The organism is Acinetobacter sp. DMC2, from assembly GCF_056314305.1.
Map to the genome: position 1 here is coordinate 1 of NZ_JBQUYP010000012.1, position 14,740 is coordinate 14,740.

Below are 14,740 nucleotides of genomic sequence, written 5' to 3' on the forward strand. Positions count from 1 at the left end.
TGTGACCCGTGATTTAGGTTTGCCAGATGATTCTGACAAGGTAAATCCAAACGGTGGTGCAATTGCATTAGGTCATCCACTTGGTGCATCAGGCGCACGCCTCGTGACTACAGCCTTAAACCAGCTTGAACAAACAGGTGGTCGTTATGCCTTGTGTTCAATGTGTATTGGTGTAGGTCAAGGCATCGCATTGATTATTGAACGTGTTGAAGCACTTTAAGGAGAAACAAATGCCATCTTTTCAATCTGCCGATGCACAAATTAACTATCAAACCTTTGGCGAGCCATCTTCCCCTGCTCTGGTGTTTTCCAACTCTTTGGGCACCAATTATGGCATGTGGCAAAAACAGTTTAATGAATTAAAAGATCAATTTTTTGTGATCTGTTATGACACACGTGGTCACGGTTCATCATCTACACCTGACGGCCCATACACTGTAGAGCAATTAGGTGAAGATGTTGTCCGTTTACTTGATCATCTAAATATTACTAAAGCTGCTTTTTGTGGTATTTCAATGGGCGGTTTAACTGGGCAATGGCTTGCAATTCACTACCCTGACCGCTTTAGTCATGTCATTGTGGCAAATACTGCCGCTAAAATTGGGCAAGAACAGGCATGGCTTGATCGTGCAAAATTAGTGCGTGAGCAAGGTTTACAACCGATCGCAGCTACAGCAGCTTCGCGATGGTTTACAGATCCCTTTATCCAAAGTCATCCTCCAATTGTCAACAACCTGTGTAACGACTTAAGTGCTGGCAGCGCAATGGGCTATGCCAATTGTTGTGAGGCTTTGGCTAAAGCGGATGTCCGTGAGCAATTAAAAGATATCAAAGTTCCAGTATTAGTAATTGCTGGAACTCAAGACCCTGTAACAACCGTTGCAGATGGACAATTTATGCAGCAACGCATTCCACAATCAAAACTTGCAGAAATAGATGCCTCTCATATTTCCAATGTAGAGCAACCAGAAGCTTTTAATAAAATCTTAAAGGATTTTTTATTAGGTTAGTTTTAATGATTCAAAAAAATGGCCTTTATAGGCCATTTTTTATATCTTATTTTTCATATTAAAAATTAATACCGAATCATGACCGATTTTAATTCGGTGTAATCTTCAATAAATGCATCTGAAAACTCTCTACCAATTCCCGAAGCTTTCACCCCACCAAAGGGAACAGATGGATCTAAGAACGTATGCATATTGACCCATAGAGTACCTGCTTCAATCTTAGGAATTAAACGCAAGGCTTTAGATAAGTCATTTGTCCAAATACTTGCAGTTAAACCAAAGCGTGACTGATTCATCAACTGAATAAGCTCTTCGTCAGTTTCAAATGACATTACCCCGACCACTGGACCAAAGGTTTCTTCTGAAAATAAAGGATCATCCGTATTTTTAAAGGAAATTAAAGTCGGTTGTACAAAATATCCGGTCTGATCTAAAGCCTCACCTCCAGCAATAATCTGGTTGTTGGCTTTTGCCATATCTAAATAATGTTTTACTTTATGAAAATGTGGCTGGTTAGAAAGTGGACCAAACATACTTCCCTCATCCATGGCCGATCCAATTTTGAAACCAGAGAGGGCTTTAGAAAGTTTTTCCACCAATTCATCGTATTTTGTATGATGTACAAAGAACCGTTCTGGGGATGCACAAACTTGGCCTTGATGTACAAAAGTTGCTTGCAATAAAGTCGGTAAAATCTCATCAATATTTGCATCGGCTAAGATAGCTATCGCATTTTTACCGCCCAACTCTAGACTAACACGGGTTAAATCGCTGCTCATCGCGAGTTTACCAATGGCAATGCCTGTTGGTACTGAACCTGTAAATGAGACTTTCTTAACGAGCGGCGACTCAATTAAATATTGCCCTGTATCACCCTTACCTGTTACTACATTAATTACACCCGCTGGAATACCTGCCTCAATGGCAAGTTCAGCTAAACGTAATAAAGATAAGCTGGCAAACTCACTTGGTTTAAGCACAATGGTACAGCCAGTTGTTAAAGCTGAACCAATTTTCCAAACACCGATCATCAGTGAAAAATTCCAAGGCACAATTCCTGCAACCACGCCAATTGGTTGTCTTAAAGTAAAGGCTGTATATTTCTCACCTTGCATAGAAGGAATAGAAGGTTGCATCGTTTGACCATTAATTTTAGTTGCCCAACCAGCAAAATATCTTAAGAAAATAACAGATTGTGCGACTTCAAGATGACGGGAAATATTGATAAGTTTTCCCGTAGACAACGTCTCGAGCTGAGCAAGTTCTTCACCATATTGCTCAATTAAATCTGCCAGCTTGTTCAGTTTAACGCCACGCTCATACGGTGTTGTTTCGGCCCAAGCATTTTGAAAAGCATGTTCAGCACTTTTTACCGCACTATCTACATCGTGTTGACTACCCATACTAATTTGAGCAACAACTTGTTCAGTCGATGGATTTACAATATCCACTTTATCTAAAAGCTCGGCAGCAACCAATTTTCCATTAATAAAATGTCCATGTTGTCGCGCCATAAATTGCTGTACGCTTTCTAAAATCTGAACTTCACTCATTTTCTTTTCCTCTTTTCATTTGTAAATATTGATATGACAGCAACTACGCGACCTGATTCAAAATAAAGTCTGCACCACGTTCTCCAATCATGATGGCAATTGCATTGGTATTACCGCTTGGAACTTGTGGGCAAATAGAACAATCCACCACACGTAAATTTTTAAAACCATGGACTTTTAGGGTCTGATCTGTGACGGAATCTTGCGGAGCATTGCCCATTTTGCAGCTACCTGCGGGGTGATAGACCGTTTTAATATTCTGGCGCATCCATTTATCAATCGCTTCAATATCATCAGGATCGATATTTGCAGGCTCAATCACTTCTTTGACAATCGCTTTCAATGCTGGTTGTTGTAATAGGCGAAGTCCAGCCTGTACCGCACGGATATTAGCGTCAATATCTTCTTGATGACCTAAATAATTAGGATCAATGACAGGTAAATCTTTAGGATCTTTACTGCTTAAACGTAAAGTCCCACGTGCTTTGGGCTGTACATGTCCGACTTTAATGGTAAGGCCATGTGCTTGAGCCACTGATTTTTCACCAGGGGTATTATCGAAATTATCCAGCACAGGTAAAAAATGAAACTGAACATCAGGCCGACCATTGTTGTTGGTGTCAATAAAACCACCACCTTCTAGAATATTGGTGGTCAATAATCCTGAACGTGTAAAACACCACTGTAAAAAGTGCCGTACGGCGGTTAAACCTTGGTCTTCACCGAGCAGACTATTATTGGTTGTTACCGTTGCATTCACCGACATATGCAAATGGTCGTGAAAATTTTCACCTACGGGTAGGTCACGAATACATTCAATGCCGAGCTCATCTAAATGCTGTTTTGGACCAATTCCCGAAAGTAATAAAACTTTAGGACTACCAATTGCACCAGCACTTAGAATGACTTCTTTTTGAGCCTGTACCGTAATCAGTGATTTTCCCCCAACGCTATAACTCACCCCAGTAACCTGATCACCTTGAGTTTCAATTTTATGGACTAAGGCATCAGTAATCACCGTGAGGTCTGGGTGGTTTTCGACTGACTTTAAATAGGTTTTTGAGGTACTCGCCCGAGAACCGTTTTGAGTAGTAGTTTGATAAAACCCTACACCCGCCTGATCCCAACCATTAATATCATTGACGTAATTCATGCCCATTTGTTGACCTGCTTTAATACAAGCAAGCGTCAAAGGATGGCGATATCGGTTTTCACTAACAGGTAAAATGCCATCTTGTCCGTGATATTCATCTGCAAGACTTTCATTTTTTTCTGCCTTCTTAAAAAAAGGCAGCACATCCTGATAGGACCACTGATTACATCCCCATTCCGTGGCCCATAAATCATAATCCTGTCGTTGGCCTCGGCAATAGATCATTCCATTGACCGAGCTTCCACCTCCCAACACTTTTCCTTGTGCAAGGATCATTTCACGATGATTACAATATTTCTGCGGAACGGTCATGTATTGCCATGATTTTTGCTGGAATACTTTAACTACCGTTGCAGGTATAGTATGAAACATACTGCTATCTCGGCTTCCTGCCTCTAATACAAGAACACGCCCTGCCTTGGCTTCTAATAGTCTTGCTGCGACTACACAGCCTGCTGAGCCAGCACCAACCACGATATAGTCATATTGTTGATTCATCTGATTTCATCCTAGTTTTATTTCTATGAATGTACCGCCAATAAATACGGTCTCCTTCGCTCTGATTTAATAGATGTATTGCAGAATCAACTGCGCATACACATTGGTCTTATCATCGTAATTTTGAGTACCGCCGCTATGGATATCCTGTTTTGGTTTATAGAGTCCTACTAGAGGAATAACGTTGAATTTTTTATTAACCGACCAGACCGAAAATACATCCAGCTCATGTCCATCCACATTGGTTAAAGACTTATTTACTTTTTTGAACTTATAGGCCAAAGCACCCAACATAAAATTTTCTTTCAAGTTCATCATGTAAGAGACTTGATGAATATCTGCATTTTTATTGAATGGACCAGCATAGTTTCCGGCAACTTCGCCTTGAAACCATGTACCAAAGCCGACGGTATTTCCATAAAACATCGGATCGTATTGGTCGGAAAAATGGCTAAAACGGTAGCCTAATGAGGGGGTATATTTTGAAGATAAAAAGTTATAGTTCAGCGCTAAGTAGCCAGCATTTTCGTGGCCATCTTTTTTATCTTGTACAACAAACTCAGTTTTAACTTGTAGCTCTGGTAAAGGTTGATAATTTAAACGTAAAGCATAATTTTTAAGATCTTTGCGCCCTGAAACTTGCTCAACATCTTCAAGGTCTAATACATTTAAGTAAGTAAATCCAACACCCTTATCTTTAAGCTGATACATCAGATCGGTTACAAAGAGTTCAGGTGAAAATTGTGCTTTATTATCCGACTTTAAATAAGCCAGTTTTAGCGTTGTATTCTCTTGCGGTTTGTATTGAAGCAAACTTGTAAAATCAAAGCTTCGACGAGCTGCCAGATAATATGCTCCGCCTCGATCAAGTGTGCCGTCCGCAGGCGTTTTACCGAGGTTTAACGCATCACCCGCAATAAAAAACCCGTCACCAATCATGATATTTTGTCGACCAATACTTAAATCATAGGTCGTTAACTCATCTTTATTGGTTCCATCTTTAAAACCAATAATCCATTCATTCACATCTGTTTTACGTTCTTTGCCATTACTATTTTGGCCTGCGTCACCATCGCCAAATGTTGCCGAGCTAATACCGCTCAAACTTGCATAGAGCTGATTGTTTTTGAAGGTATATTGCCCTTTACCGCCAGATTTAAAATGGCCTTCTTGCCAATTGATTCTTTCATCATCTAGGTTTTCGCCGTTATAGCTTTTACCGCTACTAAAAGCCCCAAAAGTTGCTTCAAAAGTCGGTTTAATTTCAAGCTCGCCTGCATGCACAGTTGAAAAAAATGAGACAAAGAGAGTCCCTCTCATAACTTGAGAAAGTAGAGTTTTCATACAAAATTCCTTTTTTGCGAATGGTCTACTAGACCCTAAGAATGGGTAATCAATAAGTTACCCATTCTTAGTTAATGTGCATTTTTAGTGATGGTCATGCTGCGTGTTTTGCTCTTCTTCACCCAAGTTCAAAGTCGGCGTATTGTCAAAAAAGTTCCACGGTTTGATCAGTGTATTCACCCACTCTGTCGGCATGATTGGCCATTCTTCTGCACGTGCCACATGGGTTGTGCCTGTTGTCATCCACACCACAAGATCTTTATTTTCAATATTTTCATTGTTGCCAATGAACTGACCTAAACCTGTGTCATGAGTCGAACGGTTTGAATATTTTCCTTCAGGATAGCGTTCGTCTGGATTGTACTGAGTCACCCAAATTTGCTTATCCATAAAGTTCAAACGTTTAAATAACCATTCATCTTTAGAAAAATTAGCACCCTTCGCCACAGGGTGTGTTCCACCTGCAAAAGGAATGAGCTGGTAAGAGACAGGATTACCTAATTTATTTTCCTTGTTGAAATTAGTCAGTAAACGAATGGTAGATGGATCAAATTTTTCAGCCGCATTCTGCTCATTGGTAATGACTTTACTGTCAATTTGCATTGTACTTGTACGCACACCGCCTCGATCATTGGTCTTCACCACAGGGTCCATATGCATGAAACTATTATTTTCGCCATCTACATCCATATCTAAGCGGAAGTTATAGATATGTTGATGTGTTGTACCCACAATATTATGGTCAATTAAGGTGCCATATTTGGTGTCTTCTTTCGCAGTACTGTCATGCATAGTACGTGCTTTAACGCCTTTAACCGCTTCAATCCCTGTAGCACCCGCATTAATCCCAATTACACCATTTTGGGCAAATACCCAGTCAAACATGTAATCGTAGTTTCCAACCGTACTAATCCAGCGCACGACAAGTTCACGGCGGGCTTCACTGGCATCTTGGTTACCAAAAATTTCGTGATGTTTATATTCAGGTCCTGCATAACGTTCAAATACAGCAATAGCATTTGGAATCACTTGTGGCTGGCCTTTGTAATCTGCAATCACGGCATCAAGTAAAACAGCGTTGTCGGGTGCATCAGTTCCCGGAAGAATAGATGAGGTAAGGGTTCCCATACCATATTCGCCAGAGTCCAAATAAGATTTGAAGTACCAACCAATATCAGGGTCGCCATATGGAACCACCATTCCACCCAAGTTCCCTTCATACATGACTTTCCGCTTCACGCCTTTATCTTTATAGGTCACTGTTGAAAGTTGTAAGCCAACACGAGAGTCTAAGGCCACATGCAAACACCAATTTCCCCAATGTATGGTTTGACCTGTAATGCTAAAGTTTTTGCCCTCAGGTTCAGAAATATTGAGTGGCTTTAGCTTACTTGCTACTGGCTTATTCGACATATAAGGTCGATTTGCCATCGGCACAGGAATAATCGCACCTTCTTCAATCTTAATAATTTTTTCTTTATCTAAATCGACTACAGCAACTAGGTTCTCAATAGGATGTGCCCAATAATTGCCATCGCCTACATCGAGATAAGCAACGACTTTTAATATATTGAGCTGTTTATCAAGTCCATCTTTGCCGCCAAAATATCCAACAGTTAGCGGTGTAGCAATCACTTTCTTCACATCACTAATGCCACGTTTGCGTAAAGCTTCCTGATATTCTTTACTCGTCTCAATTACACGCTGTACGGCTTCAAAATTATCGAGCAATACCATTCCATGAGTGTCTTTCAGTACATTCCATTTTGTGACTTGTTGAGTGTTAAGGTTAACTTCACCTTCAATCGCCTGACTCCCCTTTAATAAAATAAATGAGGCAATACGATCTTCTTTAAATTCTTTGTGATTAATAAAGTAATCCCACACTTTTGCTTTTTCTGGTTCTTTAAGCTTTAACTCGGCAAAACGCATATTTTTATAGGCGTATTTCGAGCGATTAATCACATCAAATGTTTTTTTAATTTCATCAGAGTTTAAGCTATTGAGCGGGTGAAACGTATTTTCAATTTTGAAAGTTTGATCTAACCCCGACTGGAATACTTCATTAAAAAAATCTTTTCCAATAACAGGTTTACCATCTTTGATTAATAAAGGCACGCTGAGCTTAAAAGGTTTACCATTCACCAAAACCTGATCTGAATTGGGTTTAGCTCGAACCAACATAGAACCTTTGGTGATCATATACGTATTGGTAAAATCGTCTTTAACAACTTTAGCGCCTTGCTCACTCATGCTTTGATAAAGTGAGACCATTTCAGCATGTCCACCATGAGCAAACGCTTGAGTATTGAGTCCCCAAAAGCTTGCAGCGATTGATAAGTTAAGTGCCAGTATTTTTTGTATGTCATTCAATAATCGTTGTTTACGCATTGGTTTCATCCTTTTCCTCTATCCCTGAACTATCTGCATCAGACAGTTAAAATGCACTTTCCTGTGAGTGAAATTCATTAGACCAACTTAATAGTTTTATGGTTATTAAGCTTATCTAACCTGCTCTAATGAATTTAATTTCAACACAGTTACATAGGGCTAGCTTGTTCAAGAATGACGTCGAACTTGTCTAAAAATGACATTGAGAGATGAAAGATTTAAACCGACATACCCTCTCTAAATTCTTTAGGGGAGATACCATAAGTCTTTTTAAAGATTTTTGAGAAATGAGCACCGTCCCAAAAACCCCATTTCAAGGCAACTTGGGTAATTGAGCTTTGTTTATTTCTTTTATCAAGCAAATCTGCTTTGACCTTTTCTAGGCGTTTGAGCTGTATATATTTGTTAATAGATAAATTTTCTTGAAGAAATAGACGGTAAAGATGACGCAGCGATACCCCAATATGTTCTGCAATTAATTTAGGGGTTAAATCTGGTTTTGCTAAGTTTTCTATAATATATCGTTCGGCTTTTTCCATGAGGTTATTTGAGCTATTAATATTTTTATAATTGATTGTGGGTTTGATTAAGGCGATCAGCGCATCTTCAAAAGCATTGCCATCTTCGGTTGCGTACCAAAGTTTGATGTTTTCAGCAGACATATTTTTCAAAATATTTTTGAGTAAAAAACCACTCATATTTTGAGTAATCAGTTTTCCAAAATATTCGGTACTAATATTTTCTTTAAGTAATTTTTCACGCGACAAGTGTACTGAAATCTGACTCACTAGGCCTTGCGGATACATCGAAATGGTTTCGACTGGATCTACCAACACAATATCACCTTCATTCAGGCTTAAAGTCTCATTTTTATACTCGAGCAGCATTTTCCCCGAATACTGCAAAATCAAAAAACAAAAACGATTATTCACTCGATCGATTTCATCGGCTTTTCGGACAATTTTATTGGCATTGTTTTTGATAAAAGCAATTTCGGTATCGCCCAATAAAAAACACTGAACTTCACCAATGAATAAATTACGGGTTCCGTCAAAATCGGTTTCAAAATTGCCGCACACACTTTTAATATGGTGCGTCCATGTGAGTAATGCATCGCTTACATATTGGTTCATCCTTTACCTCTCTATACATGTGCCACCGCTCAAAATTTTGCGTTTGTGGTGGTGCACTGTCTTGGCTTATTTACAATTTTGTTTTATTGATAAACAAATTGTGTGCCAAAAATTCCTTATCCTTGGAATTGTTTTGATGATAGTCAGCTAGATGTGAAGAAGCTGATAAATCAATTCAATTTATCAGCTTAATGGGACTTATGCTACTCCTGCAAAATCTCGCAGCATGGTAATAAAAATATCCTTTTGCTCATCAGAATACTTTTTAAACACTTCGTTTTGGTGGCTATCGGCAATATCAAACAAATATTGCGCCGTTTGTTTACCCTTTTCCGTTAGTGCGTATAAATTATCATGATCAACCAATAATCCTTCAAATTTTAGAATTTCAGCCGATCTTTCAACTTCCTGCATTGGCATAGCAATGTCTCGTGGTAAATCTTCTTTACTTGAAGCAGTACCACTGGCTAAAACGAGTAAGAGCCTTGATTCACTGGTACGGAACCCAGAAGCCATTTGCTTAGGAATATAGTCAGTTTGATAAGCTTTAAAAGCACGACTCATCAAATAGCAAACATTATTATATAAATGCCCATAATGTGTTTGGTCTATGCCGTTCTCTTCAGTTTGCTTAACTTGAAGGCTTGGATGCGGCATGACACAAGAATATGCGCCTTGATGGTAGACCAGTGGGCTTCGACCTTGATCATGGAAACGAACCACTTTACCAACAATAATCCAGTGGTCACCACCTTCAATCACTTGATAGCGTTCGCACTCAAACACCGCAGAACAATTTTCTAAAATGGGTGCACGTCCTGCACCGAGTTGAAAATTGGTGTCTGCAAATTTATCAATATTGCGTCTCGAAAACTTATTAGACAGCTCAATTTGCGTGCCCGATAAAATATTGACTGCAAAATGTGTCGCCTCTTCAAATACTGAAAAACTTGAAGATTTTTTATCAATGCTCCACAAAATAAGTGGTGGGTCGAGTGACACCGAGTTAAAACTATTTGCGGTTACACCGACTTTCTCACCTTGTGCATTTTGTGCAGTAACAATGGTAACGCCTGTTGCAAAATTTCCTAATGCTCGTCGGAACTGTAGTGGATCGACTGTAAACTCATCTATTTGTTGTAATACATTCATCATCTTTCTCCTAAACCTTCTCTTACATCCATATAAATCGCGAGAGCATTAGATATCTAAAACTAGTCTCGGTGTTTTAGAGCGCGAACAGCACACCAATATTTGTTCATTGCTGGCTTTTTCTTCATCAGTAAAATAAACATCTCGATGATCAGGTTCGCCTTCAATCACATCGCACATGCAAGTTCCGCATACGCCTTGCTCGCAAGACATTTCAATGTCGATGCCTTCTTTAGCCAAAGCCTGCAAAATGGTTTCGCCAGCCTCTACCATAATGATTTTTCCGCTACGCTCAGCCACCACCTCAAATGAACCTCCAGTTGTGTCGGTTTCGACTTGGAAATATTCTTTGTGGATTTGTTGCTCAGGAAAGTCGTGAGTCGTAGCAAGGTTAATCACCCAGTCCATGAAACCGACTGGACCACAAGTGTAAATATGGCTCTCAAGGTCAATATCTTTAATGGCAGATTCAAAAAACGCTCTGTGGCTTGCACCTTCGGATTTAAAATGGAAGGTTGTGTATTTTGCTAACTCACCATTTTTAATTTCATCAACAAAAGCACAGTTTTCAGCACTAGCGCCACAGTAGTGAAGTTCAAATGATTCACCTTCATGGGCAAGTTGATATGCCATTGTGATTAACGGTGTAATTCCAATTCCACCACCAATCAATACGCTGTGCTTGGCTTTTAAAAGTGGAAATAAATTCTTTGGCTCGCTGACCTGAATTTGCATGCCATCTTTGATTTCATCAAAAGCCGAGACTGATCCACCACGTGATTCAGGGTCACGCAAAATTCCGAGGCGGAACTTACCTTCGTCATTTGGATTTTGGCAAAGTGAATATTGGCGTACCATGCCATTCGGTAAGTGCACATCAATATGCGCACCCGCTTCAACTTTTGGCAATGTTGCAGAAGTTGCAGATTCAAATTCCATGACTGCAATATTTCCACCTTCAACATGGCGATTTTTAACGACAACATCATAAAGTGTAGTCATGATTCAACTCCCTTTTCATGATTAAGCAATTGGCTTAACGCATGAATAAACCACCGTTAATATCCCATGTTGCACCAGTCACAAACCCCGCATTTGGACTCGCGAGCAAGCCACAAGTTTCAGCAATAAAATGCATACTTCCTAAGGCTTTAACCGGAATATTCTGGATGAACTGTTCCATTTTTTCGTCTGGCACCACGCTATGAACGATTGGTGATTCCATTGGTCCCGGTGCAACCGCATTGACCGTCACACCTTTTGCAGCAAACTCTTTGGCAAAAATTTTGGTTAAAGTAACAATGGCACCTTTAGTTGCCGCATAGTGTGCACCTGTTGCCGTGCCACCGTTTTGCCCCGCTAAAGACGCCATATTAATGATGCGTCCATAGCCTTTCTTAGCCATATATTGGCCAATAATTTGGCAAGCTTGAAAGGTGCCGCGTTGATTGACTTGGGTCACCCAATCAAAATCGGCTGCGGTAATTTCTAATACTGGCGTTGCCTTGGTGACAGTAGCATTGTTAATCAACACATCAAGTTTAGAAAATTTCTCTTCAATCCATTGCACGGCAGCATGAAAATCTGCTTCAACCGAAATATCTAATTTCAAGGGAAACATATTTTGTGCATTTTGACTTTGTGCCTTGGCATTTTCGGCCTTTTCAAGCGTACTTGCCGACAAAATCACTTGATGGCCTTGGCTCGCAAAATATTCAGCAATCACATTACCGAGCCCAGAAGCAGCACCTGTCACTAAAACAACTTGTTTCATGTTACCGCTCCTAAAGAATGTAGCTAATACCAGCTAAGGTATCAGTTGAGTTAACCAAGTTAATGATTTTACGGTTAATCTTAAAGCCTGTAGCCGCATCACGAGTCAAATGGTAAGTAATATCTGCTGTGTAATGCTTGAGGTTTTCTTTACGAAATTCACGTAAGTTTTGAGCACAACGCAAAACGATTTCATCGTCTTGGTCTTGAATAACACGTACACGAGAAACACTACGCACGGTATTTGCTTTAGGTGCTGTAGAAATCGCTTCACCATTTTCCAGACGCTCTACACGCAAAGTACGCATATGATTATCGTCATAGGCATAATTTAAGTTGTTTTCGTAGTCCGTGAGATTTGGGTCAATCGGAATGATATAAACACCCTTTTCATTCCATAAATTAAGCCATTCACGATATTCGCTGTGATCTAACATATCTGCTTCAGCCCAGATGAAAGCAGTGACTTCATTTAATAATTGCAGATTCATATTCATTGCTCTCTCCTTAAGCCGTCATCATCTTTTTCCACTGCTGATATGCTGCACGCATACCTGTTTCAGCACTGACATCACTTTTTAAGCCATCTTCAGTTTTCACTTCGCCCGGTAAACCACGGTTCAACATGATCCATAAATCATTACCCGCATTGGCGCCGTGTTGTACGCGCTCCCAAGCTTCTGAGTCATCTGGCGTACCAAAGCCAAATGGACCTTGGAAATGTTCATGCAAACGTAAGCGATATTGGTTGGCAATTTGTGGTCCACCGTCCATGGTAATCACCGAGTGATGAATTTCTGTTTCAGCCACTGAAATTGGCTGTAAAACACGGAAGAACGCCATTGAGCATGCAATATTTGGGAATAAATTTAAGTTAAAGCCCGAACCACCGACTGCACGAACAATACGGCGTACTTCTAATTCTTCATGACCTTCGTCGCGCAAAGCTTGAGCCAAGTCTTCGAAACGTTCTTGAATTGGACGTTCCATGAGCTCTTCGTCTAAATCAACCAGTTCAGGAATCATCACCATGACACTGTGACCATTACCTAAGTCTTCAACAAAGCCTGGCTGGTTTTCGAAGTTAAAGAGTTCTTCGGTTTTTTCATCGACAGAACTTAAGAATGACTTGTGTACCAATGGGAAGTGATATGCATCAGTTGTATTTTCAAGCTGGATTTTCCAGTTACCTGGGAAGCGGAAACGGTGTTCACCTAACACTTTAATTGGATAACCTGCACCTTGTTTCATAAACAGGTCAATCCATTTTTTTGCTGGCCCAAGAAACTCTTCAAGCGGTTGAATGTCTTCTTTAAATGAAGCGAAGATCATGCCGTTATATTCTTCGACACGTAGACTCACCAATGGTAATTCAGACTTATCTAAACAATCACCGTAGCTTTCTGGAGATGGCACACCACGTAAACTACCATCAAGTGCATAACTCCAACCGTGGTACGGACATACAAAACTATTGGTTTTTCCTTTTTTATGTTCACATACGGTTGCTGCACGGTGACGGCAACGGTTTAAAAGTACATGGACTTTCTTTTTACGGTCACGCACCGCCACAACAGGCTGTTTACCGATGTTAATCGTTTTATAGCTTCCACCTTCTGGAATTTCGCTGGCATGTGCAACCCACACCCAAGTGCTATAAAAGATTTTTTCCATTTCTTCATCAAAAATTCGTTCATCTTTATAAAGAGAAGTATGAGCACGGTCACTTTGAACCAAAGCCTCGTAATCAGTGCCAATGTTATGCGTTGGGATAATACTGTTCATATCAATAGTCCTTTTAAATATGTCCTGGGTCATTCCTGGGAAGGTACCGGCAATTCGGCTTCACTGTGCCAATGCGATACGGGACGACTGAAAATATTCTGTGTTTGGAAATGTTTAATTTTCCATATTCCATCTGCTTGCTTTTGAAACTTCACATTCAGCTTTGCTGTATTCAGATGACTACGGCCATCTTTAAAGGTTGAAGTTTGCAACATGAGCCAAGAAGCATTTGCATCATTTTGATTTACATAAATTTGTTCTGAATTGACAAAGTGTGCATTCATCACAAAGTGAGATTCTTTTTGGGTATAGCTTTTAAACATGTCGTAAATCGACTGCCAAGAATCATAACGGCCAAAAGATTTGGCATATTTCTCGCCAATACCTTCCCAAATACAGTCTTGATCAAAAAGACTCATCAGCTCGTCAAGGTCTGTATTTGCATTAAGCTCGTCGCAGATCTCCATATAACGGTTCAGGCAGTTGCGAATAGCGTTGTGCGCTTCTAACTGTTCTATTAGCTCTAAGATTTCTGCAATATTCACTTTGTCAGTCATTGCGGTCGCCTTAACGTTGGATAATCAATTCGCGCCCAACACGAGCTTCAACTTTGCAATATTTCCAAAGTTTGTATGGGCCTTCACCCACTACCGTCGTTCTAAATAAGTTACAAGCGGCATGTACGGTTTCAATATCTGGAACATCGGCAAGCAAATAAGTTGTCCAAGGCCAGCCCGCACTTGGGCCAACCATACTTTGGTCATCATCAAGGTTTCCAAAAACATGCACGCCCGGTAAGTCATGAATGCCATTCCACATTTCACCAAATGCTGCCCAAACCGCTTTTGCTTCAGCAGGTTCTGCATCAAAAAAGTTCTGGTTAATACCCATGCAAAACAACACGCGTAATGGTTTTTTAGCTTCCATCTCAATATCCTTTTTAAAAAT

The 14,740-nt window shown here is 40.1% G+C and carries 13 protein-coding genes and 1 pseudogene; 2 read left to right on the forward strand and 12 right to left on the reverse strand.

Annotated features, from left to right (window positions below; all coding sequences use genetic code 11):
- Together ACT53H_RS18520 and pcaD are read left to right on the forward strand one after the other, a co-directional pair.
- Nucleotides 1-220: pseudogene (locus tag ACT53H_RS18520) on the forward strand (acetyl-CoA C-acyltransferase); the annotation flags it as partial.
- A gap of 10 nt (nt 221-230) precedes the next feature.
- On the forward strand, nt 231-1,010 hold the full coding sequence (gene pcaD / locus ACT53H_RS18525) for a 3-oxoadipate enol-lactonase (RefSeq protein ID WP_476009835.1): 780 nt from the start codon (nt 231-233) through the stop codon (nt 1,008-1,010).
- Between the two features lie 65 nt (nt 1,011-1,075).
- Here pcaD and ACT53H_RS18530 read toward each other — a convergent pair whose 3' ends face one another.
- From ACT53H_RS18530 to ACT53H_RS18585, 12 genes are all read right to left on the reverse strand, one after another.
- The gene (locus ACT53H_RS18530; protein ID WP_476009836.1) at nt 1,076-2,563 is read right to left on the reverse strand and encodes an NAD-dependent phenylacetaldehyde dehydrogenase; all 1,488 of its coding nucleotides are present in this window, start codon (nt 2,561-2,563) and stop codon (nt 1,076-1,078) included.
- Between the two features lie 43 nt (nt 2,564-2,606).
- Nucleotides 2,607-4,214, reverse strand: a complete 1,608-nt coding sequence (locus ACT53H_RS18535; RefSeq protein ID WP_476009837.1) for a GMC family oxidoreductase — start codon at nt 4,212-4,214, stop codon at nt 2,607-2,609.
- A 66-nt stretch (nt 4,215-4,280) separates the two neighbouring features.
- A complete protein-coding gene (locus ACT53H_RS18540; protein WP_476009853.1) occupies nt 4,281-5,498 on the reverse strand; it encodes a hypothetical protein in 1,218 nt (405 codons plus the stop codon).
- A 144-nt stretch (nt 5,499-5,642) separates the two neighbouring features.
- The gene (gene tynA, locus ACT53H_RS18545; RefSeq protein WP_476009838.1) at nt 5,643-7,958 is read right to left on the reverse strand and encodes a primary-amine oxidase; all 2,316 of its coding nucleotides are present in this window, start codon (nt 7,956-7,958) and stop codon (nt 5,643-5,645) included.
- 209 nt (nt 7,959-8,167) lie between these two features.
- The gene (gene feaR, locus ACT53H_RS18550) at nt 8,168-9,082 is read right to left on the reverse strand and encodes a transcriptional regulator FeaR (RefSeq protein WP_004708584.1); all 915 of its coding nucleotides are present in this window, start codon (nt 9,080-9,082) and stop codon (nt 8,168-8,170) included.
- Between the two features lie 198 nt (nt 9,083-9,280).
- On the reverse strand, nt 9,281-10,237 hold the full coding sequence (locus ACT53H_RS18555) for a p-hydroxyphenylacetate 3-hydroxylase reductase component (protein ID WP_416703706.1): 957 nt from the start codon (nt 10,235-10,237) through the stop codon (nt 9,281-9,283).
- Between the two features lie 45 nt (nt 10,238-10,282).
- A complete protein-coding gene (locus tag ACT53H_RS18560; protein WP_476009839.1) occupies nt 10,283-11,236 on the reverse strand; it encodes a PDR/VanB family oxidoreductase in 954 nt (317 codons plus the stop codon).
- Nucleotides 11,237-11,270: 34 nt separating this feature from the next.
- The gene (locus tag ACT53H_RS18565) at nt 11,271-12,008 is read right to left on the reverse strand and encodes an SDR family NAD(P)-dependent oxidoreductase (RefSeq protein WP_312824721.1); all 738 of its coding nucleotides are present in this window, start codon (nt 12,006-12,008) and stop codon (nt 11,271-11,273) included.
- Nucleotides 12,009-12,018: 10 nt separating this feature from the next.
- Nucleotides 12,019-12,504 carry an aromatic-ring-hydroxylating dioxygenase subunit beta gene (locus ACT53H_RS18570; RefSeq protein WP_009392089.1) on the reverse strand — a complete coding sequence of 162 codons (486 nt, stop codon included), beginning with the start codon at nt 12,502-12,504 and terminating at the stop codon, nt 12,019-12,021.
- Between the two features lie 10 nt (nt 12,505-12,514).
- Nucleotides 12,515-13,792, reverse strand: a complete 1,278-nt coding sequence (locus ACT53H_RS18575) for an aromatic ring-hydroxylating oxygenase subunit alpha (protein ID WP_476009840.1) — start codon at nt 13,790-13,792, stop codon at nt 12,515-12,517.
- Between the two features lie 29 nt (nt 13,793-13,821).
- A complete protein-coding gene (locus ACT53H_RS18580; RefSeq protein WP_476009841.1) occupies nt 13,822-14,349 on the reverse strand; it encodes a nuclear transport factor 2 family protein in 528 nt (175 codons plus the stop codon).
- A 10-nt stretch (nt 14,350-14,359) separates the two neighbouring features.
- Nucleotides 14,360-14,719 carry a hypothetical protein gene (locus ACT53H_RS18585; RefSeq protein WP_032068917.1) on the reverse strand — a complete coding sequence of 120 codons (360 nt, stop codon included), beginning with the start codon at nt 14,717-14,719 and terminating at the stop codon, nt 14,360-14,362.
- Nucleotides 14,720-14,740 lie beyond the last annotated feature (21 nt).

Excerpts from the sequence above, each read along its gene's own strand:
- ACT53H_RS18530 (WP_476009836.1), bottom strand. The coding sequence starts at position 2,563 with ATGAGTGAAGTTCAGATTTTAGAAAGCGTACAGCAATTTATGGCGCGA.
- tynA (WP_476009838.1), bottom strand. The coding sequence starts at position 7,958 with ATGAAACCAATGCGTAAACAACGATTATTGAATGACATACAAAAAATA.
- feaR (WP_004708584.1), bottom strand. The coding sequence starts at position 9,082 with ATGAACCAATATGTAAGCGATGCATTACTCACATGGACGCACCATATT.
- ACT53H_RS18535 (WP_476009837.1), bottom strand. The coding sequence starts at position 4,214 with ATGAATCAACAATATGACTATATCGTGGTTGGTGCTGGCTCAGCAGGC.
- ACT53H_RS18560 (WP_476009839.1), bottom strand. The coding sequence starts at position 11,236 with ATGACTACACTTTATGATGTTGTCGTTAAAAATCGCCATGTTGAAGGT.
- ACT53H_RS18575 (WP_476009840.1), bottom strand. The coding sequence starts at position 13,792 with ATGAACAGTATTATCCCAACGCATAACATTGGCACTGATTACGAGGCT.
- ACT53H_RS18585 (WP_032068917.1), bottom strand. The coding sequence starts at position 14,719 with ATGGAAGCTAAAAAACCATTACGCGTGTTGTTTTGCATGGGTATTAAC.
- pcaD (WP_476009835.1), top strand. The coding sequence starts at position 231 with ATGCCATCTTTTCAATCTGCCGATGCACAAATTAACTATCAAACCTTT.
- ACT53H_RS18570 (WP_009392089.1), bottom strand. The coding sequence starts at position 12,504 with ATGAATATGAATCTGCAATTATTAAATGAAGTCACTGCTTTCATCTGG.
- ACT53H_RS18565 (WP_312824721.1), bottom strand. The coding sequence starts at position 12,008 with ATGAAACAAGTTGTTTTAGTGACAGGTGCTGCTTCTGGGCTCGGTAAT.
- ACT53H_RS18580 (WP_476009841.1), bottom strand. The coding sequence starts at position 14,349 with ATGACTGACAAAGTGAATATTGCAGAAATCTTAGAGCTAATAGAACAG.
- ACT53H_RS18555 (WP_416703706.1), bottom strand. The coding sequence starts at position 10,237 with ATGATGAATGTATTACAACAAATAGATGAGTTTACAGTCGATCCACTA.